The organism is Seohaeicola zhoushanensis (genome assembly GCF_014656415.1).
Taxonomy (GTDB): domain Bacteria; phylum Pseudomonadota; class Alphaproteobacteria; order Rhodobacterales; family Rhodobacteraceae; genus Seohaeicola_A; species Seohaeicola_A zhoushanensis.
The window spans coordinates 336,913-361,137 of sequence record NZ_BNCJ01000003.1 but is presented as its reverse complement, the minus strand read 5'-3'; the positions used below and the strand labels follow the sequence as shown (position 1 = coordinate 361,137).

Here is a 24,225-nt window from a genome sequence, read left to right as displayed (position 1 = left end):
GGCATGATGCAGGCCGACCTGAACATCATCCTGCCGGAAATGGTTCTGGCGATCTACGCGATGCTCGCGCTGCTTGGCGCGGTCTACACGGGCAAGGACAAGCTGGCCTCGGCGCTGGTCTGGGTAACGGCGGCGCTGATGCTGGTGCTGGCGGTCTGGATCGGCACCGGCAGCGCCGGCGCGCGCACCGCCTTCAACGGCATGTTCAACGATGACGGGTTCTCGCGCTTTGCCAAGGTGCTGATCCTCTCCTCGGCGGCGGCCGTGCTGGTAATGAGCCAGGAATACATGCAGCGCCGCGGCATCCTGCGGTTCGAGTATCCGGTGCTGGTGGTGCTGGCCACCGTCGGCATGATGGTCATGGTCTCGGCCGGCGACCTGATGGTGCTCTACATGGGCCTCGAACTGCAATCGCTCGCGCTCTACGTCGTCGCCGCCCTGCGTCGCGACAGCGTCAAGTCGACCGAGGCAGGCCTGAAGTATTTCGTGCTGGGCGCGCTGTCCTCGGGCCTGCTGCTCTACGGTGCCTCGCTGGTCTACGGCTTTGCCGGCACGACGCTGTTCTCGGGCATCCTGCAGACCGCCAAGGAAGGCGAAGTCTCGGTCGGGCTGCTGTTCGGCCTGGTCTTCCTGATCTCGGGCATGGCCTTCAAGGTGAGCGCGGTGCCGTTCCACATGTGGACCCCCGACGTCTACCAGGGTTCGCCGACGCCGGTTACGGCCTTCTTCGCCACCGCGCCCAAGGCGGCGGCGCTGGGGCTGTTCGCGCGGGTGCTGTTCGATGCCTTTGGCGGCGCCGTGGGCGACTGGCAGCAGGTGATCGCGCTGCTGGCCGTGCTGTCGATGTTCCTGGGCGCCGTGGCGGCCATCGGGCAGACCGACATCAAGCGGCTGATGGCCTATTCCTCGATCGCGCACATGGGCTTTGCCCTGATGGGCCTTGCCTCGGGGACCGCCTTCGGCGTGCAGGCGATGCTGATCTATGTCTCGATCTACGTCGCCATGAACATCGGCACCTTCGCCTTCATCATGGCGATGGAGCGTGACGGCACCCCGGTGACCGAAATCGCCGCGCTGAACATGTATTCCAAGAAGAAGCCGGGCCGCGCGCTGGCCATGCTGATCCTGCTGTTCAGCCTTGCCGGCGTGCCGCCGATGCTGGGCTTCTTCGGGAAGTTCTACGTGCTGCGCGCCGCCTATGACGGCGGGCTGGCCTGGCTGGCGATCCTGGGCGTCGTGGCCTCGGTGATCGGCGCCTTCTACTATCTTCGCATCGTCTACTACATGTATTTCGGCGAAGAGGGCGAAGAGCTGGACACCAACGGCTCGCCAGTGCTCTGGGCCATGCTGATGGGCAGCGCCGCGATCATGCTGCTGGGCATCATCAACATGTTCGGCGTGGAAGGGGCGGCGCAGGCCGCGGCGGCCGCGCTTGTCAACTGAACTCCGTCCTGAAGGCGTCCGTACTGCGGGCGCCTTTTGCGACAGCTCTGTCCTGAGAGAGATGACATCATGAGCGCCAGCTGGCCGAAGGGATATGGCCTGAAGGTGCTGGACGTGGTGGATTCGACGCTGGACGAGGCGGCGCGCATGGCGCCGCAGCTTGCCGGGCCGGTCTGGATCCTGGCCAAGGAGCAGACCGCCGCGCGCGGAAGGCGTGGCCGGGTCTGGGTGCAGCCCAACGGCAATTTCGCGGCAACCCTGGTGATGCGCATGACCGAGCGCCCCGACGTGGCGGCGCTGCGCAGCTTCGTCGCCGCCCTTGCGCTGTTCGATGCGGTGGCCGAGGTGACGGGGCGGGCCCAGGGGCTGGCGCTGAAATGGCCCAACGACGTGCTGCTGAACGGCGGCAAGCTGGCCGGCATCCTGTTGGAGAGCGCCGGCACCGGGCAGAACCCCGGCCACCTGTCGATTGGCATCGGGGTGAACCTGGCAGAGGCGCCGGGGGCCTCGGAGGTCGAGGCGGGCGCGGTGCGCCCCGTGTCGCTGCTGTCGGAGACCGGAACCTCGATCAGCCCCGAGGATTTTCTGCCGCACCTCGCCGCCGCCTATGCGACGCGCGACCTGCAATTCACCACCTACGGCTTTGCGCCGATCCGGGCAGCCTGGCTCGACAGGGCAGCGCGCCTGGGCGAGACGATCACCGCCAAGACCGGCGCTCAGATCACCACGGGGCGGTTTGAAACGGTCGATACCCAAGGTAATCTGGTGCTGGTGACGCCCGAGGGGCGCAAGGCCATCGCCGCCGCCGAAGTCTACTTCTGAAAGGTCAAACCGCGATGCTGCTGGCCATCGACTGTGGCAATACCAATACCGTTTTCTCGATCTGGGACGGCGAGAAGTTCCTTTGCACGCTGCGCACCTCGACCCATCACGCGCGCACGGCGGATGCCTATTTCACCTGGTTCAAGACCCTGGTGGACCACTACGGAATCAAGCCGGACATCACCGATGTCATCATCTCGTCGACTGTGCCGCGCGTGGTCTTCAACCTGCGCGTCTTCGCCGACCGTTTCTTCAACTGCCGACCGCTGGTGGTGGGAAAGCCCGACTGCCTGCTGCCGCACCTGCCGCGGGTGGACGAGGGTACCATCGTCGGCCCCGACCGGCTGGTGAACGCGGCGGCCGCCTTCGACCGGCACGGCGGCAACAAGATCGTCGTCGACTTCGGCACCGCGACCACCTTCGACGTGGTCGACGATGACGGCGCCTATGTCGGCGGCGTGATCGCGCCAGGCGTGAACCTGAGCCTCGAGGCACTGCACATGGCGGCGGCGGCGCTGCCGCATGTCGATATCGCCAAGCCGCAGGCGGTGATCGGGACCAATACGGTTGCCTGCATGCAGTCGGGCGTGTTCTGGGGCTATGTCGGGCTGGTCAAGGAGATCTGCGCCCGCATCAAGGCCGAGCGCGACCGGCCGATGCAGGTCATCGCCACCGGCGGCCTCGCGCCACTGTTCCAGCAGAGCGACGACCTTTTCGACGTCTTCGAGGACGACCTCACGATGCACGGGCTGACCGTGATCCACCGTTTCAACAAGGAAAACACCTGAGCCTATGAGCAGCGAACGTTTGATCTATCTGCCGTTGGGCGGCGCCGGCGAAATCGGGATGAACGCCTATGTCTATGGCTATGGCGCACCCGGCAAGGAGCGGCTGATCCTGGTCGACATCGGGGTGACATTCCCCGACATGGACGGCACGCCGGGGGTGGATCTGATCCTTCCTGACATCGGCTGGCTGCGCGAGAACCTCGACCGGCTCGAAGCCGTCTTCATCACCCATGCGCACGAGGACCACGTCGGCGGCGTGCCGCATTACGCCGAACTGCTGGGCAAGCCGATCTATGCCCGCGTTTTCACGGCGAATATCGCCAAGCGCAAGCTCGAAGACGTGGACCTGCCGACCGACAACGTGCGGGTCGTCTCGGCCTGGCCACAGAAGGTCGAGGCGGGGCCGTTCAAGGTGAGCTTCCTGCCCATCGCGCATTCGATCCCCGAAAGCGCCGGGCTTGTTATCGACTCGCCGGCTGGGCGCGTCATCCATACCGGCGACTTCAAGCTGGACGAGACGCCCATCGTGGGTGAGCCCTTCGATGCCGCGCTCTGGGCCGAGGTGTCCAAGGACGGGGTGCAGGCGCTGATCTGCGACAGCACCAACGTTTTCTCGCCCTATCCGGGGCGGTCCGAGGCCTCGATCGGGGCCGGGATCAAGATGCTGGTGGGTGAGGCCGAGGGCATGGTTGTCGCGACCACCTTCGCGAGCAACGTGGCGCGGCTCAAGACGCTGGCGACCTCGGCGCGCAGCGCGGGGCGGTCGGTGGTGCTGCTGGGCCGGGCGATGCGGCGGATGGTCGAGGCGGCGGTGGAAACCGGCGTGCTGACCGATTTCCCGCCGGTGATCAGCCCGGAACAGGCGCTGGAGGTGCCGCGTGCCAACCTGATGCTGCTGGTGACCGGCAGCCAGGGCGAACACCGTGCGGCCAGCGCACAGCTGTCGCGGGGCAAATACCTCGGGCTGGAGCTGAAGGAGGGCGATACTTTCCTGTTCTCCTCCAAGACCATCCCCGGCAACGAGCGCAGCGTGATCCGCATCATGAACGCGCTGTCCGAGAAGGGGGTCGACGTGGTCGACGACCGGATGGGCGACTACCACGTCTCGGGCCACGCCAACCGGCCCGACCTGGAGCGGATGCACGCGCTGGTGCGGCCGAAGATGGTGATCCCGATGCACGGCGAGCACCGCCACCTGCGCGAACATGCGCAGCTGGCAGAGGCGGCGGGGCTGGCCGCGGCGATTGCCACCAACGGGACGATGCTCGACCTGTCGGGCAACGTCCCGGTGGTCGTGGATCACGTCGACACCGGGCGCACCTATCTCGACGGCTCGGTGCTGATCGGGGCGATGGACGGCATCGTGCGCGACCGGATCCGGATGGCGCTGAACGGCCATGTGGTGGTGACGCTGATCGTCGACGAGGAGAACGAGCTGCTGGGCGATCCCTGGTGCGAGGCGATGGGCCTGCCCGAGACGGGCAGCTCGCGCGCGGCGCTGGTCGAGGTGCTGGAAGAGGACCTTAGCCAGTTCCTGAACCGCGCCAGCGAGAAGACGCTGCGCGATGACGGTGCCATCGAAGAGGCGATGCGGCGGATCGTGCGGCAGACCGCGCAGACCGAGATCGGCAAGAAGCCCGAGGTGACGGTGGTGATCAGCCGTCTGGGCTGATCCATCCCGTATCCCCGGACCGCAGGCCGAGATCATCGAACCACGCCGCGATGCGCAACCGCGCGTCGCGCCCGCGGAAGCGGAGGCCGATCAGCTCGCCGCGCCGCCAGCGTTCCTGCGCTTTCAGCAGCCCCACCGGTTCGATCTGAACCGCCCGGAGCGCGCCGGGCAGGAAGGTGACGGTATCGGGCGGGAGTTCGACGCGGGCGCCGCCCAGGCTGACCTCGACCATGGTGGCGGCAATCCCGCGCGAAGCGAGGTCCAGCCGGCAGGGCAGGCGCAGCCGGTAGCGCGGATCCTGGCGCAGGTCCGTGAGGAAGGTGGACATCGAGCGGATCATGCGGAACACCTTTCACGCGGGCCGGGCAGCGGGCCCAGCCTAGCGGAAAGGTGTTAACGCGATCCTACGCTCAGCTGGCGCGGCGTTCTTCGAAGCTCAGAGCGATGAAGCTCGGCAGGTGGTCGCCCATGCCGACGACCTTGGGGCCGTTGTCCGACCGGGTTTCGTGCCGGCGCGGGGCCTGCTCACGCTCACGATCGACCGGCTTGGCGGCGACCTCTTCGACGACGGCGGCTTCGGCCACCGGCTCCTTGCGGCGCGAGGAGGAGCGGCTGCGCGACGAACGCTCGCGCGAGGGCTTCTCGCGGGGGGCTTCGTCCTCGTCACCCGAGGTGGCGCTGCCGCCCTTGATCGGGCTCTCGATGCGCGGGATTTCCTTCTGCACCAGGCGTTCGACGTCGGCGAGGTTCTTCTCGTCGCGGGGAACGCAGATGGTGAAGGCGGTGCCGTCGCGCCCGGCGCGGCCGGTGCGGCCGATGCGGTGGACATAGTCCTCGGCATGGCTCGGCACGTCGAAGTTGAACACGTGGCTGACGCTCGGCACGTCGAGGCCGCGGGCGGCGACGTCCGAGGCGACGAGGATGCGCAGCTGGCCGGCGCGGAAGGAATCCAGCGTGCGGGTGCGCTGCGACTGGTCGAGATCGCCGTGGATCGGCGCCGCGTCATAGCCGTATTTCTTGAGCGATTTCGCGACGATATCCACATCCGTCTTGCGGTTGCAGAAGATGATCGCATTGGTCAGCTTGTCGCCTTCGCCGTCGATCAGGGCACGCAGCACAGCGCGCTTCTCGCTGGCTTCGCTGTCGCGGCGTGTGCCCTTGAAGATCACCACGCCCTGGGTGATGTTCTCGCCCGTGGTGGCCTGGCGGGCCACTTCGATGCGCACCGGGTTGTGCAGGAAGGTGTTGGTGATCCGCTCGATCTCGGAGGCCATGGTGGCCGAGAAGAACAGGGTCTGGCGGGTGAAGGGGGTCAGGCCGAAGATCCGCTCGATATCGGGGATGAAGCCCATGTCGAGCATCCGGTCGGCCTCGTCCACCACCATGATCTTGACGTCGGAGAGGATCAGCTTGCCGCGCTCGAAATGGTCGAGCAGGCGGCCCGGCGTGGCGATCAGCACATCGACGCCCTTGTCGATCAGCTTGTCCTGTTCGCCGAAGGAGACGCCGCCGATCAGCAGGGCTTTCGACAGCTTCACGTGCTTGGCATAGGTGTCGAAGTTCTCGGCCACCTGGGCGGCCAGTTCGCGCGTCGGGCAGAGCACCAGCGAACGCGGCATCCGCGCGCGGGCGCGGCCACGGGCCAGCGCGGTGATCATCGGCAGGGTGAAGCTCGCGGTCTTGCCGGTGCCGGTCTGGGCGATGCCGAGGACGTCGCGTCCTTCGAGGGCCGGGGGAATGGCGCCCGCCTGGATCGGCGTCGGGGTCTGGTAACCGGCTTCTTCGACGGCTTTGAGTACTTTCGGGTTCAGATTCAGATCAGAAAACTTGGTCATGTGTGTCCGAGGTTTGCGGACACGACTTGGCCCGCACATATGGTCCAGGCCGGGCCCGGATGGCCCTGTGCTGACTGCACAAACCGGCTGGTGAGGCTGCCCTTAACAAAATCCTGGGCGATGGTCAAACGCCCTCTGTAATATAGCGCATTTCGAGCTTATTGAGGCGGCTCCCTGAACAATTCAGCGGAAGTCGGGAAAATGTCTCTGCATTTTCGCGGCGAGGTCCAGGTCGCGGTGACGCAACAGGCCCTGCGCCTGAAGCCGGGCACGCAGGGCTGGCGTATCGGCGCAGACCTCGTCGAAGAAGGCGCGCAGCCCGGCCTCGCCCTCGGTGGCTTCGAGATAGGCGAAGAGTTCGTGCAGGTTCATACCGCCGTTCTCGCGCGAGATCGCGGGGGGCAGCTCGGGGCGGTAGGAGCCTTTTTCGAAGCGGTAGCGATAGGTTGCGCGCCATTCCTCCCAGGGCTTGGCATGAAGGTGGCAGAGATCGACCTGGGCGAGCTCGACGCTCTGCGGGTTGCGGATGCCGCCGAGGTCCATGTTGTGAATGCGGAAATCGACCTCGCCCAGGTCGGTGCGCACGAAGAGCTTGCCGGCGACATGGCTCATGAAGCCGCCGCGCAGGTAGCGGCCGTAGGTGGGGTAGAGCGTTTCGGAAAGTGCGGCGCGGCTGTCCCCTGGCGGGAGCGCCTTGAAGCCGCAGCCATCGCCGCCGGCCAGCGCCTCGATCGGCCGCACGCGCGCCGAGAGCGCCGTGGCGGGCAGGGCGGCGAGATGGGCGGCGACCGAGGTTTCGGGCCAGAGGAACTCGTCCACGTCGATATGCGCCAGCCAGTCCACCTCGGCGCGGCGGCGGTAGGCATGGCTGGCATTGGCGCCCTGCCGGACCTGGTGCTTGAGCGGGCGCGCCTTGCCGGTCTTGCGCCAGTAGGCGGCGTCGCAGGCGGTCACGCGGATTTTCGGGTGGGCCTTGAGCGCGGCGACCGTCTCGGCCTGGGGGTCGTCCAGATAGATGTAGATGCGGTGCGCGCCCAGTTCGGCGTGATGGGCCGCAAAGGCCAGGATCTCGGCAAGGTCGGCCTTGACCGTGCAGACGATCCCCCAGCTGGGTGCAAGGTCAGGTTCCAGCGCCGCGCCTCCCCGCATTTGCCTGTTTCAACTTCTGCACGCGGGCAAAGACGGTGCGGTTGTCGTGCAGCAGCAATTCGAACATCCTTCTGCCGAGCGGGCGGAAGAGCGGGTCGGCCTCGGCCTGCTTGTGAAGCCGCCAGAGCATCGTCAGGTCCATGTCTCCATCCCGAAGCGTGTAGAGATCGAGATCGAAAGCCAGCGGGAAGCGGTCATCCGGCGCGTTCTCGGGAAAGGGCATCGTGTTCGGCCGCCCCGACAGCCCACGTTCGCTGTCATGCAGCTTGATCAGGTCGAAGACCAGCGAGAAGGCCTGCCCGCCGAGGCGCTGCTCGGTGGTTTCGCCGATGTCGGCAAAGGTTGTCGCGGCCGAGATCAACCAGCGCGCCGGCAGTTCAGCGGCGAGAAATTCGCCTTCCTCCTGCCACATGCGCAGGAACAGCCTGGCTATCCGCTGCGGAAATTCCCTCCGGCGCAGAAGGGCGATCAGCAGCGCATGGAAGGCCAGCAGCTCGGATTGCTCCGGGAACTGATTGCGGAGGTAGGCGTATTTCGTCTCGGCGTTGCGGGTTTGCGTCCGCGCCAAGGTGGCGTCCAGCGGTGGCAGTTTCCGTGCCTTCATCGCTGCGAAGTCGATCTTGCCGGCCGGGACGACCGACTGGATATTGATGTAGCGTTCCTCGCGCCTTTCGAAATAGGCGGCCAGCGTGTCGAGCCCGTTGGGCAGGATGTTGGTATCGGCAGAATGCTTGCGCGCCCGGCCATAGCGCAGGCGACGGCGCAGCGCCCGGATGGCCGAAGTGAAGGTGTGACGTCTCGGAAGCGACTTGTCGGAGGGACGCGAATTGTCCCGTGCAAATGCATTCATGGCGCATCTCCGATGCAACCCGGCGCCCGGCACTTCAGCCAAATTGCAGGGCGTCAGGCCTCTTCAATCACACCATCATTTCTTTTGTCGCTGACAGTTTCAAGTCCGGGTAGTCGCGCACCACGCGGTCGATGTCCCATTGCAGGCGGGTCAGGTAGACGATGTCGCCATCGTTGTCGTGGGCGATGTGCTGCTTGTTGGCGTTGACGAACTTCTCGACCGCCAGCTTGTCGCCCGAGACCCAGCGGGCCGAGGTGAACTGCGACGGCTCGAACCGCACGGGCAGGCCGTATTCCAGCTCGATCCGGCTGGCGAGCACTTCGAATTGCAATTGCCCCACCACGCCGACGATGAAACCCGAACCGATCGAGGGTTTGAACACCTTGGCGGCGCCTTCCTCGGCGAATTGCATCAGCGCCTTTTCCAGGTGCTTGGCCTTCATCGGGTCGCCGGGGCGGCAGGTCTGCAGCAATTCCGGCGCAAATGAGGGAATGCCGGTGGCGCGCAGTTCTTCGCCCTCGGTCAGTGTGTCGCCGATGCGCAGCTGGCCGTGGTTCGGAATGCCGATGATGTCGCCGGCCCAGGCCTCTTCCGCCAGTTCGCGGTCGGCGGCGAGGAACATCACCGGGTTGGTCACGGTCATCGTCTTCTTGGAGCGGACGTGCAGCAGCTTCATGCCGCGCTCGAAATGGCCCGAGGCGAGGCGCACGAAGGCGACGCGGTCGCGGTGCTTGGGGTCCATGTTGGCCTGGACCTTGAAGACAAAACCGGAAACCTTCGGTTCCTCGGGCAGGATGTCGCGCGGTTCGGCCGACTGGATCTGCGGCACCGGACCATAGGTGGCGATACCGTCCATCAGCTCCTTGACGCCGAAGGAGTTGATCGCCGAACCGAACCAGATCGGCGTCAGGTGGCCTTCGAGCATCGCCTTGGGGTCGAGCGGGGGTAGCAGTTCGCGCGCCATCTCGAGGTCTTCGATCAGCTTGTCGAGCAGGGCCGGGGGCACATGCTCCTTCAGCTTGGGGTCGGAGAGGCCGTTGATCTCGATGCTGGCGGCCACGCGGTTGCGGTCGGCGCGGTCCATCAGTTCCAGCCGGTCGCGCAGGATGTCATAGCAGCCGATGAAATCGCGGCCCATGCCGATGGGCCAGCTGGCCGGGGTCACGTCGATCGCCAGGTTCTCCTGGATCTCGTCGATGATCTCGAAGGTGTCGCGGCTTTCCCGGTCCATCTTGTTGCAGAAGGTCAGGATCGGCAGGTCGCGCAGGCGGCAGACCTCGAACAGCTTCCGCGTCTGGCTCTCGACGCCCTTGGCGCCGTCGATCACCATGATCGCGGCATCCACCGCCGTCAGCGTCCGATAGGTGTCTTCCGAGAAGTCCGAGTGGCCGGGCGTGTCGACAAGATTGAAGCGGAACTGCTTGTAATCGAACGACATTGCCGAGGCCGAGACCGAGATGCCCCGGTCCTTCTCCATCTGCATGAAGTCGGAGCGCGTGCGCCGGGCCTCGCCCTTGGCGCGCACCTGTCCGGCCATCTGGATCGCGCCGCCGAACAGCAGGAACTTTTCGGTCAGCGTCGTCTTGCCCGCATCGGGGTGCGAGATGATGGCGAAGGTGCGCCGCCGGGCGATTTCGGGCGGCAGTGCGGGGCGGTTGGAAGCGGCGTCGAGCATGATCGCGCGTATAGGCAAGCCCGTGCGTGCGCGCAAGCGGGGCCGGCATGTGGCGATGATCTGCCGAGGTCGGTGAAGTCCCTTGTGCGGCCAGGGGCGACTCGGGTAGATTGAGAACATAACGCGAACATATTTGCCTAGGAGTGAGAAGATGGACCTGAAATCGATTGCAAGCGAACTGGTGGCCGGCTGCCGCGAAGGGCGCGAAGTGGCCAACCTCGACAGGCTCTATGCCGCCGACGCGGTATCGGTCGAGGCCGCGGACATGAGCGGCAACGGGCGCGAGACCAGGGGGCTCGCCGGGATCAAGGGCAAGCACGAGTGGTGGAACGGCGCGATGGAGGTGACGGGCGGCACGATCAGCGACCCGATGCTGCACGGCGACGACCGCTTTGCCGTGGTGTTCGAGATGCAGGGCAAGGAAAAGGCCACTGGCAAGGCCTTCGACATGAAGGAGGTCGGCGTCTACCACGTCAAGGACGGCAAGATCGTCCGCGAGGAATTCTTCTATTCTTTCTAGCGCGGTTCGGCTTGCCTCGGAGGCAGGCGTATCGCTTCTGGCGTTCGACCGAAGGTCGAGGCAGCGAGAAGCGATGCAATGGAAGCCGAATTGCGTCAGCGGGTCGAGGCGCGGCGCAGCAGCTCGATGGCGTCGGGCCGGTCGAGCAGCGCCTTCTGCACGTCGAGCCCATGCGCGCGGGCGCTGCGGTGACCGGCCATCCGGTCGAGCAGTTCCTGCGGCAGGGCGGGCAGGGTGCGCGGCTCGATCAGCGTGGATTCCGCGGCGATGCCCTCGGCATAGATGATGTGATGGCGATCGAAGAGGATCTGGAAATAGTCGACGAAGCCGCCATCGCTGCGCGTCACCGTCTCGCCGTTGACGAGGTGGCGGGCCTGCACCAGCAGCTCGGCCTTGCCGGCGCCGATGCGGTCGGTGCGCTGGTAGACGAAGAGGCGGTGGTGCGGGCTGACCACCAGGTCGTTCTCGTTGTTGAGCGCGCCGGCGCGGATCGTCACCGGGGCGAAATCGCCGCTGGCCCGCAGGGTGCTCTGGCCGATCCAGCGCACCTCGCGGGCACCATCGTCGCGGGTCAGCACCCGGTCACCGATGCGCAGGTCCTCGATCGGCACCTGCGCGCCCGAGGCCATGGTGATGCGGGTGCCGCGGGTGAACGAGACGCAGGCCACCTGGGCAAAGCGGCGGTGGGCGGCTGCGCTGTCCTTCGAGACCACGCGATAGGCCACGCGGGGGGCGAGCCGCGCCAGCGGCAGCAGGTAGATCGCGGCGATTTCGGTATTGCCGTCGACCTCGACCAGAACGATGGCGTCCATGGTCTGCCCGTCCGGGGCCATCAGTACCAACGCCCCGTCGAGATGCAGTGCCGCGCCGGGCTGGCCGGCTCCGGTGCCCTCGGCGATGCGGATGCCGCCCTCGGCCGCGATGTCGAGTGCGAGGCGGCAGGGCTCGGCCCCCTCGGTCAGCTGATAGGTGTCGTCGGGCTCGATCTCGTCGAGGATCGAAAGCGCATCGCCCAGGTTCACGCCGTCGCTGACGCGCACATCGGCGGCGCGCAGCGCGAGGATGTTCTGGACCTGGCTTTCGGCACTCACGGTTTCACGACCTCGAACAGATTCCGGGGGCGGGCGGGTTGCACCGGCCCGTCATCCCTTTAACGTAGAAATGTGGCGGGGTTCGGTCAAATCCGCAGCGCAAGGCGGGTGGCCTTGCCAGGCAGGCCGGATCCCTTGGCAATCTTGGGAGACATGACATGGATTTGGGAATCGCTGGCAAGCGGGCGCTGGTCTGCGCCTCGAGCAAGGGGCTGGGCCTGGGCTGCGCCGAGGCGCTGGCCGCCGAGGGGGTGAACCTGGTGATGAACGCCCGCGGCGCCGAGGCGCTGGAGGCATCGGCCGCGGCGATCCGCGAGCGCTATGGTGTCACCGTCGAGACGGTGGCCTGCGACGTGACCACGCCCGAGGGGCAGGCCGAGGTGCTGGCCAAGGCGGGCGACGTCGACATCCTGGTGACCAACGCCGGCGGCCCGCCGCCGGGCATGTGGAGCGACTGGGACCGCGAGGATTTCATCAAGGCGCTGGACGCGAACATGCTCACCCCCATCGCGCTGATGAAGGCGCTGCTGCCCGGCATGATGGCCAAGGGCTGGGGCCGGGTGGTCAATATCACCAGCCAGTCGGTGCGGGCGCCCATCGGCGTCTTGGGGCTGTCGAACGCCGCGCGCACCGGGCTGACCGGCTATGTCGCCGGCACCTCGCGCCAGGTCGCGCCGCATGGCGTGGTCATCAACAACCTGCTGCCGGGTATCCATGCGACCGACCGGGCGATCTCGCTCGACGGCGGGGTGAGCCGGGCGCAGAACATCTCGATGGAAGAGGCCAAGGCGCAGCGCGAGGCGACCATTCCGGCGCGGCGCTATGGCACCCGCGAGGAGTTCGGCAAGGCCTGCGCCTTCCTCTGCTCGCAGCACGCCGGGTTCATCATCGGCCAGAACCTGCTGCTGGACGGCGGCGCAACCAACCTGACGATGTGACATGGCTTCGGGCTATTCGCTGAAGGATCAGCTGTTCAACCGCGACAAGGTGCGCTGGCTGGCGGGGCGCTTCGCCGCGCTGGACGGCGCCGAATTCGAGGCGGCCGTGATGGCGCGGCTGCCCGAGCTGGAGCTGAAGCAGCGGATCGACTGGATAGCCCGTTGCCTGGTGGAGCGGCTGCCGCCAGAGCTGCCCGAGGCGGCGCCGCATCTGCTGGCGGCGCTGCCGCCGCCGCTGGACCCGTCGCGGCGCGACGACGACTTCGGCGATTTCATCATCGCCCCGCTGGGCGAGGCGGTGGTGGCGCTGGGGCTCGAAGCGCACCCCGAGCTGTCGCTCGACCTGCTGGCAGAGCTGACGCAGCGGTTCTCGATGGAATACGCGATCCGGCCCTTCCTGAACCGCTGGCCCGAGATCACCTTGCGCCGCATGGCGGGTTGGGCGCGGCACGAACACTACCACGTCCGCCGGCTGGTCAGCGAGGGCACGCGGCCGCGGCTGCCCTGGGGCATGGGGATCGGGCTCGATATCTCCGCGCCGCTGCCGCTGCTCGACGCGCTGCATGGCGACCCGGCGCGCTTCGTCACAAGATCGGTCGCCAACCATTTGAACGATATCGCCAAAAAGGCGCCCGATCTGGCGATGGACCAGCTTGCCGCCTGGCGGGCCGAGGCGCGGCAGGAGGCGGCGGAACTCGACTGGATGACCCGCCATGCCCTGCGCGGGCTGGTCAAGGAGGGCCACCCGCGGGCGCTGGCGATGCTGGGCTTCGCCGCCGGAGGCGACCTCGACTGCCGGCTGGATCTGGGCAGCGACACGCTGCGCATCGGCGATGCGCTGGAAATCACCTGCGAACTGGCCAGCCCCACCGCGCAGCCTGTGCTGGTAGACTATGTGCTGCATTTCGCCCGGCCGGACGGGAAGACGCGGCGCAAGGTGTTCAAGTTGAAGCAATCCGTGACCGTGCCGGGCCTGCCGCTGGTGCTGGCCAAGCGCCACCCGCTGAAGGGCGATGCCACGACCTTTACGCTGCATCCGGGCCGGCATCGGGTGGAACTGCAGGTCAACGGCACGGTCCGGGCCGAAGCGGCATTCGACCTCATTCCCTGAGCCTTGCGCCGGTGGGTCGGGGTTGCTATCTCCTCGGCCCATGCCCGATGGTTTTGATCGGGAAAACTGCGAGGCCCGAGACCCCTTGACCACTGCCGCATCCCCCGTCCCACGGCTGGAGATCCGCAACCTCGTCCGCGCCTTCGAGGGGCGGCGGGTGGTCGATGACGTGTCGCTCACGATCATGCCGGGGCAGGTGACCTGCCTGCTGGGCCCCTCGGGCTGCGGCAAGTCCACCACGCTGCGGATGATCGCCGGGGTGGAGATGCAGGACAGCGGCGAGATCTGGGCCGATGGCGAGCTGGTCTGCAACACGATCTTCCGCGTCCCGCCCGAACGGCGTGGCATCGGGCTGATGTTCCAGGACTTCGCGCTCTTCCCGCACCTCTCGGTCGCTCGCAACGTGGCCTTCGGCCTTTCGGGCAGCGCCGAGGAGAAGCGGGCGCGGGTCGAGGAACTGCTGCACCGGGTCGACATGTCGCGCCATATCGACAGTTTTCCCCATCAGCTTTCGGGGGGCGAGCAGCAGCGCGTCGCGCTGGCCCGCGCGCTGGCGCCGCGGCCCCGGATCATGCTGATGGACGAACCCTTCAGCGGGCTGGACAACCGCCTGCGCGACGGCATCCGCGACCATACGCTGACGCTGCTCAAGGAAGAGGACACCGCCGTCCTGCTGGTGACGCACGAGCCGGAAGAGGCGATGCGCATGGGCGACGAGATCGCGCTGATGCGCAACGGCAAGATCGTGCAGCAGGGCGCGCCCTATAACGTCTATACCCGGCCGGTCGACCGCGCGACGGTTTCTTTCTTCAGTGATGCCAATGTCTTGCAGGCCACTGTCAACGGCGCGCTGGCGAATACGCCCTTCGGCCGCTTCCTTGCGCCCGGCATCGCCGACGGCACCGAGGTCGACATCGTCTTCCGCCCGCAGCACGTGCGGATCGACTTTGACCGGCAGGGCTCCGGCCCGTTGCCGACGCCGCGCGACGGCGTGGCGGCGCGGGGCACGGTGCTGCGCGCGCGCTTTCTGGGGCATGAATCGCTGGTCGAGTTTCGGATGGATTACGACGGCTCGGTCCTCAAGGCGACGGTGCCCAACGTCTTCCTGCCAAGCGCCGGCAAGGTCATGTGGCTGACCATCCCGCGCGACCGTTGCTTTGTCTTCCCGGCGGTGAAGCACCCCTAGAAGGCGGCGTCTTCCAGCCGTTTGCCGGCTTCATCCACGAAGAGTTCGGGCAGGGCGGTTGCCGTGTCGATCAGGTCGGCGCGGATGCGGGTGAACTGGCCCGAGGTCTCGCTCCAGGCGGTCAGCACCCAGTGCCGCGCCCAGTTCTCCAGCGCCAGAGGGCGCACCACCTCGGTTTCGCCGGGAAGATCAAGGCGCAGCTTCTGGCGGCTGCGAATGGCGCTGCGCAGCACCGGGATATGCGAGAACCCCCGCGCGGCGCTGGCACGCGCGTGATGGGCGGTCAGCCAGGCGGGGGCTGGCGCATCCTCGGGAAGGGCGGCGTCGAGCTTTTCCGCCAGAGCGGTGGCGGCGGCGTGCAGCTCGGGGTCGGTGGTCTCGGCCACGATCAGCACGCCGAGGTTCAGCGCCTCGGCCTCGGCCTCGGTCAGCAGCAGCGGCGGCAGGGCGATCAGCCGGGCAAGGCGATAGCCGGTGCCGCGGGTGCCGACCACGGGCACGCCCGAGGCGGCCAGCGCCTCCATGTCGCGGTATATCGTCCGCTGCGCCACGCCGAGTCGGCGGGCGAGATCTGCGGCGGTGTGCATCTCACCGTCGCGCAGGACGGCGTGCAGGTCGAACAGGCGATCGGCGCGGGACATGGGAACCGGGATGCCACGCGGCGCGGCGAAAGTCGAGAGTAACTGCCAAAATCATGTCAGTTGTTGACGGTTGGCTCGGGAGAGGCGCGAAATCGAGGTCCGGGAGCCTGCGGAAGGGGGCCTCGGCGCTTTTCGGCGGCCGGCGGCCTGCCGTAAGACGAAAGCACAAATTCCGCCGTGCCATCGCGGCGCGGCCCACTCTGACGAGGAGAGAGACAATGCTGAACAATATCGGGCTTCCGGGCCTTCTGCTGATCGCGGTCGTGGTGCTGGTTCTGTTCGGGCGCGGCAAGATCAGCTCGCTCATGGGCGAAGTCGGCAAGGGCATCACCGCCTTCAAGAAGGGCGTGAACGATTCGACCAAGGAGCTGGAAGACGAGGCGGCCGCCGCCAAGGACGTCACGCCGCAGGCCGACAAGGACAAGGCCTGATCCCGGATGTTCGACCTCGGGTGGAGCGAGCTGCTGGTGATCGGCGTGGTGGCGCTGATCGTCGTCGGCCCCAAGGACCTGCCGGTGCTGTTCCGCAATGTCGGGCGGTTCGTCGGCAAGGCCAAGGGCATGGCGCGCGAATTCAGCCGCGCGATGAACGACGCCGCGGATGAAGCGGGCGTCAAGGATGTGACCAAGACGCTCAAGACCGCGACGAACCCGCTGGGGTCGGCGCTGGATGGGGTGCGCGATGCGGCGCGGGACGTGACGAAGAGTTTCGACATCACGTCCGACAAGCCCAAGCCGAAGATCGACCCGGACAGCGAGACTGGCAAGCTGGCCGCCGAGCGTGCCGAATCCGCCAAGAAGATCCAGGCCGCCACCGCCCGCGCCGCGGCCGAGCGCAAGGCGCGCGAGGCCGCCGAGGCGCTGAAGCAGGCCGAGGAGATGGAGGCCGACCTGAACAAGACCCCCGAGGCCAAGTCATGACCGCACGCGCCGACGACGAGATCGACGACAGCGCCGCGCCGCTGATCGAGCACCTGGCCGAGCTGCGGACCCGGATCATCTGGGCCGTTCTCGCCTTCGTGGCCGGCATCATCGTCGCCTTCGTGGTGGCCGAGCCGATCCTGCAGTTCCTGCTGGGGCCGATCGAACAGACCCTGCGGGCGCTGGGGGATCCCTCGCCGACGATGCAGTATACCTCGCCGCAGGAATACCTGTTCACGCTGTTCCGCATCTCGATGGTCTTCGGGTTCATCCTGGCCTTCCCGGTGATCTCGTACCAGCTCTGGCGCTTCGTGGCGCCGGGGCTCTACAAGACCGAGAAGAACGCCTTCCTGCCCTTCCTGATCGCCTCGCCGGTGATGTTCCTGCTGGGCGCGTCCTTTGCCCAGTTCGTGGTGACGCCGCTGGCGATGCAGTTCTTCCTGGGCTTCGTCGACTTTCCCTCGCTGCTGAGCGGAACGCTGGCGCGGCTGGCGGGCGCGGCGGATGCGGTGCCGGCGGCGGAAGTGGCGAGCCAGGGCATCAAGATCACCTTCTTCGGCAAGGTGAACGAGTCGCTGGACCTGACGCTCAAGTTCATCGTCGCCTTCGGGCTGTGCTTCCAGCTGCCGGTGCTGCTGACGCTGATGGGCAAGGCCGGGCTGGCCTCGTCGCGGGGCCTGCGGGGCGTGCGCAAATACGCCATCGTCGGCATTCTGGTGGTGGCCGCGCTGGTGACGCCGCCGGATGTGACGACGCAGCTGATCCTCTTCACGGTGGTCTATGGCCTTTACGAGATCTCCATCTTCCTGGTCGCCTGGGTCGAGAAGAAGAAGGACGAGGAGGCCCGCGCCGAGGGCGTGATTGGCGACGACGAGAGCCTGTTCGACGATCCCGAGGAAGAGGCAGACGACCCGCTGCTGAAAGAATTCGACGAAGACGGAAAACCATGACTGATCCGATGGAACGTATCGCGGCGGCGCTGGAGCGGATGGCTCCGGCGCCGCTCCCGGCCCCTGACTTCTCGGTGGCGCCGGCCTTTGTGTGGCACGTCGGCCCGGACCGGCTGGAGCCGGTGGCGCGGGTGAACCGGGTGGGGCTGGGCCTGCTGGTCGGCATCGACCGGGCAAGGGACACGCTGCTGGAGAACACCCGCCGCTTTGCCGCCGGCTTTGGGGCCAACAACGCGCTGCTCTGGGGCTCGCGCGGGATGGGCAAGTCGAGCCTGGTGAAGGCGATCCATGCCGAGGTCGAGGCCGAGCAGCCGGCGCTGAAGCTGGTGGAACTGCAGCGCGAGGACCTGCCCTCGGTGGGCCGCCTGCTGGGCCACCTGCGCGGCGCGCCCTATCGGTTCCTGCTGTTCTGCGACGACCTGTCGTTCAGCCATGACGACCAGCATTACAAGAGCCTGAAGGCGGTGCTGGACGGCGGGATCGAGGGGCGGCCGGAGAACGTGGTGCTTTATGCCACCTCGAACCGGCGGCACCTGATGCCGCGGGACATGATCGAGAACGAGCGCTCCTCGGCGATCAACCCGAGCGAGGCGGTGGAGGAGAAGGTTTCTCTGTCCGACCGTTTCGGGCTCTGGCTGGGGTTCCATCCCTGCACCCAGGACGACTACCTGGCGATGATCGGGCGCTATTGCGAAGCCTATGGCGTAACGGTCGATCCCGAGGTTCTGCGGGCCGAGGCGATCGAGTGGCAGGCGACGCGCGGGTCGCGGTCGGGCCGGGTGGCCTGGCAGTTCTTCACCGACCTTGCCGGGCGGCATGGCGTGCGGTTGGAGGGGGCGTCCTAGCTAGGACACTTCTCAGGTCATTGTAATCTATTGGAAAAATCGGAGTGACCTTTTTCGCCCAGGTTTTTCCGCCCTGAAAGCCCCGAGTTTGGCGCGCCGATGCGCCCTGGCGGACACGCCGGACCGCGGGTGCGCGCAAGGCGGTTCATCTCGGCTTCATTTCCGTGCACTATCCCGGTGACCCGCGCCCCGAGGCCCCGTGATGCCCTATTCCGACCTGCCGCCCTCTGCCTTCTGGAAGCTCTGCCGCGAGGATGCGGAGTTCCGGATCGAAGAGATCCATCTGCCCAAGGCCCGGATCGCGCCGGGCGAGAAGGTGGTCACCGCCGGCAGCTGCTTCGCGCAGAATATCTCGCGCTATCTTGAACGCTCGACCCTGACGCTGGCCCAGGCCGAACCCGCGCCGAAGGGCATGGCCGAGGCGGTGGCGCGGCGCTTCGGCTACGGGCTTTATTCCGCACGTTACGGCAATATCTACACCGCGCGCCAGCTGCGCCAGCTGATCGAGGATGCCGAGACGGCCCGCCAGCACGAGGGCGCGGTCTGGGAGCGCGACGGGCGCTTCTACGACGCGCTGCGGCCCGGTGTCGAACCCGAGGGGCTGGGTAGCCCCGAGGAGGTCATCGCCCATCGCGCCGAGCATCTGCAGGCGGTCGCGGGGTTGCTGGCCGAGGCCGATGTGCTGATCTTCACGCTGGGCCTGACCGAGACCTGGGAGGACGCGCGCACCGGCCTGGTCTTCCCAACCGCGCCGGGGGTGATCGCCGGCACCTTCGACCCCGAGCGCCATCGTTTCCTGAACCAGACCCACGCCGAGGTCATGGCCGACCTGGAGGCGGCGCTGGCGCGGCTGCGCGCGCGGCGTCCGGCGTTGCGGGTGATCCTGACGGTCTCGCCGGTGCCGCTGACGGCGACGGCCTCGGGCCAGCATGTGCTGACGGCGACGACCTGGTCGAAGGCGGTGCTGCGCGCGGTGGCGGGGGAGCTGGCCGAGCGGCACGAATGGGTCGATTATTTCCCCTCTTATGAACTGGTTGCGGGGCTTCCTTTCGGCGCGGCGAGCTATGAGGCGAACCTGCGCAGCGTGAGCGCGGCGGCGGTCGAGCGTGTGATGCAGGTGTTTTTCGCGGCCCATGGCGCGACCCTGTCCGAGGCCGCGAAGGCCCCGAACGTGCCGCGCCGGGTGCGGCGGCGGCAGGAGGAGATCTGCGAGGAGGCGCTGCTGGAGGCCTTTGCGCGGTCATGAAGCTTTGCGTCATCGGCAATTCGCACGCGGGCATGTTGGTGCGCGCCGCCCGCGAGGCCCCGCCCGAGGGGGTGGAGCTGACGTTCTTCGCGCGTTCCGGCCGTGGCCCCGAGGGGGTGCGAATGCGCAACGGCCAGCTGCGGGCGGTGACGGCCGAGCTGAAACGCGCGCTGGCGCGGTTCGGGATGCCCGAAAGCGTGGACCTGCGGGCGCAGGACGCCTTCGTGCTGGTCGGCATGACGGCCACGGTCTTTTCCGTGTTGCCGATGTTGCAGGGCCATCGCGTCTTTGGCTGGCCGCCCGAGGCGGGCGACGGCGCGCGGCGGCTGGTGTCGGAGGCGGCGCTGGAGGCGGCGTTGGTGGCCGAGATCGCGGGCGGGCTGGCGGCGGAATATGTCGCCCGGATCCGTCGGGTGAGCGCGGCGCCGATTGTGCTGGTGGCGCAGCCCGCGCCTTCGGAGGCGGCGGCGGGCGCGGGGGCGCGCCATGGCGGTCTGCGGCGGATCCTGCGGGCCGGGCAGGGTGCGGCGGTGGCCGCCTGCCTGGCGCGGGCCCATGCGCGGGTCTTTGACGGGGCCGGGCTGCACCTTCTGGCGCAGCCGCCCGAGACGCTGGTGGGCGATGCCTTTACCGCCGCGTCCTGGATGCGCGGGGCCGGGCGGCTGAACCCCGAAGGCCGCCTGCCGGATGAGGACATCCTGCACGCCAATGCGGCCTATGGCGGGCTGGTGCTGGATCGGGTGCTGTCCGATCTTCGGAAAATTGTCGCAAAATCAGACGGATAAGGCGAGTTTTTTCCGCGGTTTCCGCAAGGATTCCTTAAGGCCGCTGGGCCAGGCTCTGCCCCTGCAATGGCAGGAGCGGCGGCTTGGCGATCCCGGTTTTCCTTCTGGCGGGGCAAAGCAATGCCCGCGCCCTGCGCGACGGCATCGTCGCGGCGCTGACGGCGCGCTATGGCGCCGAGGGTTTCGTGCTGGTCGAGGTCGATGCCGCCGGCGCGCCGCTGACCTTCAAGCGCGAGTCGGCCGACTGGTATGCGGGCGACGAGCTGCGGGCCGAACTGCGGGCGGCGGCGGGCGCGGCGCTGGCGGCCGATGCCGACGCGCGGATCGAGGGCATGATCTGGGTGCAGGGCGAGGGCGACACCCACGCCATTGCCCGCGCCGGGGAATACGCGGACCGGCTTGAGTTGCTTATCGGGGAATTGCGCGCCGGCATCGCCGCCGATTTTCCGGGGCGCGACACCGGCGCGGCCTCGGCGCGGCTGGCGATCTCGGCGCTCTCCGAAGCCGCGCCCGAGGCCGAGGGGCGGGACCAGTGGCAGTCGGTGATCGACGCGCAGGAACAGGTGGCGGCAGGCAATGCGCGGGCCATGCTGGTCGACCCCGACCTGGTGGCAGCGGCGTATGGCATCGCGGCGGGGGAGATGTTCCTCGACAGCCTGCATTACGCCAGCGCGCTGCGGCCCCTGCTGGCCGAGGCGCTGGTGGGCGCGGCTTCGGGCGCGGTGCCGCAGGCGGAACCGCCGCCGCTGGTCGGCGGTGATGGCGACGACCGTATGAAGGGCACGACGGGTGGCGAGCGGATGATCGGCGGGCGGGGGGATGACACCTATGTGTTCAACCACCCCGGCGACCGGATCGTCGAGCTCGAGGGCGAGGGGCATGATACCGTGCTGGCCGCGCGCTCGGTCTCGTTGCGGTTTCACAGCCAGTTCATCGAGGACCTGGTGCTGACCGGAACGGGCGATACCGACGGCACGGGCAACGGGCTGGACAACCTGCTGATCGGCAACCGCGGCGACAACCGGCTGGACGGGGCCTGGGGCGATGACGTGCTGCGCGGGGGCGGCGGCGATGATGTGCTGGTGGACGCGGTGGGGGCGAACCGGCTGATCGGCGGGGCGGGTAACGATACCTATGTGATCGTGCATGGCGGCAACCGGGTGATCGAGGGCGCGGGGCGGGGCGATGACACGGTGCTCTCGTCGATCGGCTTCTCGCTGCGGGCCAATGGGCGGAACGTGGAGCGGCTGACCCTGACGGGGGATGCGGCGATCGACGGGACGGGGAACGGGGAGGACAACGTGCTGACCGGGAACGGCGCAGCGAACCGGCTGAACGGGGCCTGGGGCGATGATGCGATCGACGGCGGCGCGGGGGACGATTGGCTCATCGGGCATCGTGGCGACGATGTGCTGACGGGGGGTGCGGGGCGCGATGTCTTCGTGTTCCGCCCCGGCGACGGGCATGACCGGATCACCGATTTCGAGGTTTTGGAAGACCGCCTCGGCCTCGACGCCGCCATCGCGCGGGGGCAGGTGGTGCTGGAGCAGCAGGGGGGCGACCTGCTGGTGCTGCTGGGGTCGATGACCACGGTGCTGCTGGAGGGCGTCGTGGCCGGGGATCTGGCGGCCTACAGCTTTTTCACCATCTGAGCTCTGGACACAGCGCGCCGGCGCGGCCCATCAAGGGGCGGGCAAGGCAGGGAGATGGGCATGGCGGATGAATTCGACGGGCTGGAGGTGGGGTTCGACATTCCGGCGCGGCCGGGGATGGCGGCAGGCGAGATACAGACGCCCTGCCTGGTGCTCGACCTCGACGCGCTGGAGCGCAACCTGGTGCGGATGCGCGATTTCGTGACGGCCAAGGGGATGCGGTTGCGGGCGCATGCGAAGATGCACCGTTCGGTCGATGTGGCGCGGTTGCAGATCGGCATGGGCGGCGCGGTGGGGATCTGTTGCCAAAAGGTGGCCGAGGCCGAGGTCTTTGCCCGCGCGGGCATCGCCGACATCCTGCTGAGCAACCAGGTGCGTGATCCGGCCAAGATCGACCGGCTGGCGCGGCTGCCGCTGTTCGGCGGCGAGGTGAGCGTCTGTGTCGACGACCTGGCCAATGTGGCCGAGCTGGAGGCGGCGGTACGGCGGCATGGCACCCGGTTGGGCGTGCTGGTCGAGATCGACGTCGGCGCGGCGCGCTGCGGGGTGGCGACGCCCGAGGCGGCGGTGGATATCGCGCGGGCGGTGGAGGCGGCCGAGGGGCTGCGGTTCGACGGGGTGCAGGCCTATCAGGGCGCGCTTCAGCATGTCGAGGACCACGCGGCGCGGGCGGCGAAGTTCGAGGCGGCGCTGGCGATCCTGCGCCCGGTGATCGCGGCGCTGGGCGCGGCCGGGCTGCCGCCCCGGCTGGTTTCGGGCGGCGGCACCGGGTCGTTCCGGATGGAGGCGGAAAGCGGTCTCTACAATGAGCTGCAATGCGGCTCCTACGCCTTCATGGATGCCGATTATGGCCGGATCCGCACCGCCAATGGCGCGCGGCTGGACGAGGCGGAATGGGAGAACGCGCTGTTCCTGCTGACCCAGGTGATGAGCCAGCCGGTGCCGGGCCGCGCGGTCTGCGATGCCGGCCTCAAGTCGCAATCGATGGAGAGCGGCCTGCCGCTGGTCGTCGGCTGCGAGGGGGTCACCTATCGCGGCGCCTCGGATGAACATGGCACGCTGTCCGACCCGCAGGGCCGCCTGAAACCGGGCGACCGGCTGCGCCTGATCCCCGGTCACTGCGACCCGACGGTGAACCTGCACGACTGGCTGGTGGGGGTGCGCGGCGAGGTGGTCGAGTCGCTGTGGCCGGTGTCGGCGCGGGGCAGGTCATTCTGAGCCGAGAGGCGAATCTGTATACAGAGCCACGATTCTTTCCGCTTGATTTGCGGAATTGGCCGGGATTAGCCTGATCCTGTATACAGGCGGCCCGATCCGACATCTGTGGGGCCGCCGTCGCGGGGAGGCGGCATGTCGGTCAACGAACGCAGCGGACAGTTTGCCCGCGCCCTTCTGGGGCTGCGCGAGCTGATCATGGACGGCGCCTTCGCCGGCGGCACGCGGCTGCCCGAAACCGCCCTGGCCGAGCGGCTGGACATCTCGCGCACCCCGCTGCGGCAGGCGATGGATCGGCTGATCGACGAGGGGCTGCTGGAGCGGATCCCGACCGGCGGTTGCCGGGTCGCGAGCTTCACCATCAACGACATCATCGACGCGATGGAACTGCGCGGGGTGATCGAGGGCACCGCCGCGCGGCTGGCCGCCGAACGTGGCGCGGACCCGGAGGTCATGGCCGAGATGACCGGCGTGCTTGAAGTGCTGGACAAGGCGGTCTGGGGTGGCCCCAAGGTGGATTTCGACACCTATGTGCGCGAGAACGCGCGCTTTCACGGGCTGCTGTCGCGGCTGGCGGGCAGCCCGGTGATCGAACGCGAGGTGGAGCGGATCGTGCGGTTGCCGCTGGCCTCGCCCAGTGCCTTCCTGCGGGGTCAGGAATTCGTGCCGGATTTCCAGGCCAGCCTGCGCCGTGCGCAGCGCCAGCACCGGCATATCTGCGAGGCGATCCAGGCGCGCGAGGGGGCGCGCGCCGAGGCGCTGGCGCGGGAGCACGCGCGGCTGGCGCGCGAGAACCTTGAACATGTGATGCAGGGCGATCCGAGCCTGGCCGGCCGGGTGCCGGGGCTGGCGCTGGTTTCGGCCTGAGGGAGACAACAGGGAGGAAGAGGA

The 24,225-nt window shown here is 67.8% G+C and carries 24 protein-coding genes; 17 read left to right on the top strand and 7 right to left on the bottom strand.

The features are described from left to right. The first annotated feature begins 3 nt into the window (after nucleotides 1–3). The 4 genes from nuoN to IE266_RS09350 all read left to right on the top strand — a co-directional run bounded on the left by nuoN (nucleotide 4) and on the right by IE266_RS09350 (nucleotide 4,725). On the top strand, nucleotides 4–1,443 hold the full coding sequence (nuoN, locus tag IE266_RS09365; RefSeq protein WP_189679800.1) for an NADH-quinone oxidoreductase subunit NuoN: 1,440 nt from the start codon (nucleotides 4–6) through the stop codon (nucleotides 1,441–1,443). 69 nt (nucleotides 1,444–1,512) lie between these two features. After that, the gene (locus IE266_RS09360) at nucleotides 1,513–2,265 is read left to right on the top strand and encodes a biotin--[acetyl-CoA-carboxylase] ligase (RefSeq protein ID WP_189679799.1); all 753 of its coding nucleotides are present in this window, start codon (nucleotides 1,513–1,515) and stop codon (nucleotides 2,263–2,265) included. Between the two features lie 14 nt (nucleotides 2,266–2,279). Further along, entirely contained in the window at nucleotides 2,280–3,053 is a 774-nt protein-coding gene (locus tag IE266_RS09355) for a type III pantothenate kinase (protein ID WP_189679798.1), read from the top strand. Between the two features lie 4 nt (nucleotides 3,054–3,057). Further along, a complete protein-coding gene (locus IE266_RS09350; protein WP_189679797.1) occupies nucleotides 3,058–4,725 on the top strand; it encodes a ribonuclease J in 1,668 nt (555 codons plus the stop codon). On the opposite strand, the gene IE266_RS09345 is transcribed toward IE266_RS09350, so the two are convergent. The 5 genes from IE266_RS09345 to IE266_RS09325 form a co-directional block, all read right to left on the bottom strand. Then, complete coding sequence (locus tag IE266_RS09345) at nucleotides 4,709–5,065, bottom strand: PilZ domain-containing protein (protein WP_189679796.1); 357 nt, start codon at nucleotides 5,063–5,065, stop codon at nucleotides 4,709–4,711. The two genes, IE266_RS09350 and IE266_RS09345, sit on opposite strands and share 17 nt — an antisense overlap. Nucleotides 5,066–5,135: 70 nt before the next feature. After that, entirely contained in the window at nucleotides 5,136–6,560 is a 1,425-nt protein-coding gene (locus tag IE266_RS09340; protein ID WP_189679795.1) for a DEAD/DEAH box helicase, read from the bottom strand. A gap of 183 nt (nucleotides 6,561–6,743) precedes the next feature. Then, nucleotides 6,744–7,709 (bottom strand): glycosyltransferase family 2 protein, encoded by a 966-nt coding sequence (locus IE266_RS09335; protein WP_189679794.1) that lies wholly within the window; start codon nucleotides 7,707–7,709, stop codon nucleotides 6,744–6,746. Next, complete coding sequence (locus tag IE266_RS09330; protein WP_189679793.1) at nucleotides 7,681–8,559, bottom strand: hypothetical protein; 879 nt, start codon at nucleotides 8,557–8,559, stop codon at nucleotides 7,681–7,683. Before IE266_RS09330 ends, IE266_RS09335 begins: the two co-directional genes overlap by 29 nt. 67 nt (nucleotides 8,560–8,626) lie before the next feature. Next, nucleotides 8,627–10,234 (bottom strand): peptide chain release factor 3, encoded by a 1,608-nt coding sequence (locus IE266_RS09325; protein WP_189679792.1) that lies wholly within the window; start codon nucleotides 10,232–10,234, stop codon nucleotides 8,627–8,629. A 151-nt stretch (nucleotides 10,235–10,385) separates the two neighbouring features. Between IE266_RS09325 and IE266_RS09320 the strand changes: the two genes are divergently transcribed. Next, on the top strand, nucleotides 10,386–10,754 hold the full coding sequence (locus IE266_RS09320) for a nuclear transport factor 2 family protein (protein ID WP_189679791.1): 369 nt from the start codon (nucleotides 10,386–10,388) through the stop codon (nucleotides 10,752–10,754). A 95-nt stretch (nucleotides 10,755–10,849) separates the two neighbouring features. Here the strand turns inward: IE266_RS09320 and IE266_RS09315 are convergent, their stop codons facing one another. Further along, nucleotides 10,850–11,845: a Hint domain-containing protein gene (locus tag IE266_RS09315; protein ID WP_189679790.1), complete on the bottom strand. Its 996-nt coding sequence runs from the start codon at nucleotides 11,843–11,845 to the stop codon at nucleotides 10,850–10,852. A gap of 158 nt (nucleotides 11,846–12,003) precedes the next feature. Between IE266_RS09315 and IE266_RS09310 the strand changes: the two genes are divergently transcribed. The 3 genes from IE266_RS09310 (at nucleotide 12,004) to IE266_RS09300 (ending at nucleotide 15,080) form a co-directional block, all read left to right on the top strand. Continuing rightward, entirely contained in the window at nucleotides 12,004–12,783 is a 780-nt protein-coding gene (locus tag IE266_RS09310; RefSeq protein ID WP_189679789.1) for an SDR family oxidoreductase, read from the top strand. A 1-nt stretch (nucleotide 12,784) separates the two neighbouring features. Continuing rightward, the gene (locus IE266_RS09305; RefSeq protein WP_189679788.1) at nucleotides 12,785–13,894 is read left to right on the top strand and encodes a YhaZ family DNA alkylation repair protein; all 1,110 of its coding nucleotides are present in this window, start codon (nucleotides 12,785–12,787) and stop codon (nucleotides 13,892–13,894) included. Nucleotides 13,895–13,979: 85 nt separating this feature from the next. Next, nucleotides 13,980–15,080, top strand: a complete 1,101-nt coding sequence (locus IE266_RS09300) for an ABC transporter ATP-binding protein (protein ID WP_229863974.1) — start codon at nucleotides 13,980–13,982, stop codon at nucleotides 15,078–15,080. Here the strand turns inward: IE266_RS09300 and IE266_RS09295 are convergent. Beyond that, the gene (locus IE266_RS09295) at nucleotides 15,077–15,721 is read right to left on the bottom strand and encodes a helix-turn-helix transcriptional regulator (protein WP_189679786.1); all 645 of its coding nucleotides are present in this window, start codon (nucleotides 15,719–15,721) and stop codon (nucleotides 15,077–15,079) included. The two genes, IE266_RS09300 and IE266_RS09295, sit on opposite strands and share 4 nt — an antisense overlap. A 218-nt stretch (nucleotides 15,722–15,939) precedes the next feature. Between IE266_RS09295 and tatA the strand changes: the two genes are divergently transcribed. The 9 genes from tatA to IE266_RS09250 all read left to right on the top strand — a co-directional run bounded on the left by tatA (nucleotide 15,940) and on the right by IE266_RS09250 (nucleotide 24,201). Next, the gene (gene tatA / locus IE266_RS09290; protein ID WP_189679785.1) at nucleotides 15,940–16,152 is read left to right on the top strand and encodes a twin-arginine translocase TatA/TatE family subunit; all 213 of its coding nucleotides are present in this window, start codon (nucleotides 15,940–15,942) and stop codon (nucleotides 16,150–16,152) included. 6 nt (nucleotides 16,153–16,158) lie between these two features. Continuing rightward, the gene (gene tatB / locus IE266_RS09285; RefSeq protein ID WP_189679784.1) at nucleotides 16,159–16,641 is read left to right on the top strand and encodes a Sec-independent protein translocase protein TatB; all 483 of its coding nucleotides are present in this window, start codon (nucleotides 16,159–16,161) and stop codon (nucleotides 16,639–16,641) included. Further along, nucleotides 16,638–17,591: a twin-arginine translocase subunit TatC gene (tatC, locus tag IE266_RS09280; protein WP_189679783.1), complete on the top strand. Its 954-nt coding sequence runs from the start codon at nucleotides 16,638–16,640 to the stop codon at nucleotides 17,589–17,591. Before tatB ends, tatC begins: the two co-directional genes overlap by 4 nt. After that, nucleotides 17,588–18,436: an ATP-binding protein gene (locus IE266_RS09275; protein WP_189679782.1), complete on the top strand. Its 849-nt coding sequence runs from the start codon at nucleotides 17,588–17,590 to the stop codon at nucleotides 18,434–18,436. Before tatC ends, IE266_RS09275 begins: the two co-directional genes overlap by 4 nt. Before the next feature lie 202 nt (nucleotides 18,437–18,638). Beyond that, nucleotides 18,639–19,682, top strand: a complete 1,044-nt coding sequence (locus IE266_RS09270) for a GSCFA domain-containing protein (protein ID WP_229863971.1) — start codon at nucleotides 18,639–18,641, stop codon at nucleotides 19,680–19,682. Then, nucleotides 19,679–20,467, top strand: a complete 789-nt coding sequence (locus tag IE266_RS09265) for a hypothetical protein (RefSeq protein ID WP_189679780.1) — start codon at nucleotides 19,679–19,681, stop codon at nucleotides 20,465–20,467. The genes IE266_RS09270 and IE266_RS09265 overlap by 4 nt, the downstream gene beginning before the upstream one ends. Nucleotides 20,468–20,550: 83 nt before the next feature. Further along, nucleotides 20,551–22,119, top strand: a complete 1,569-nt coding sequence (locus tag IE266_RS09260) for a calcium-binding protein (RefSeq protein ID WP_189679779.1) — start codon at nucleotides 20,551–20,553, stop codon at nucleotides 22,117–22,119. A 54-nt stretch (nucleotides 22,120–22,173) separates the two neighbouring features. Next, entirely contained in the window at nucleotides 22,174–23,337 is a 1,164-nt protein-coding gene (locus IE266_RS09255) for a DSD1 family PLP-dependent enzyme (RefSeq protein WP_373310556.1), read from the top strand. A 132-nt stretch (nucleotides 23,338–23,469) separates the two neighbouring features. Then, entirely contained in the window at nucleotides 23,470–24,201 is a 732-nt protein-coding gene (locus tag IE266_RS09250) for a GntR family transcriptional regulator (RefSeq protein WP_189679777.1), read from the top strand. The last annotated feature ends 24 nt before the right edge of the window (nucleotides 24,202–24,225 follow it).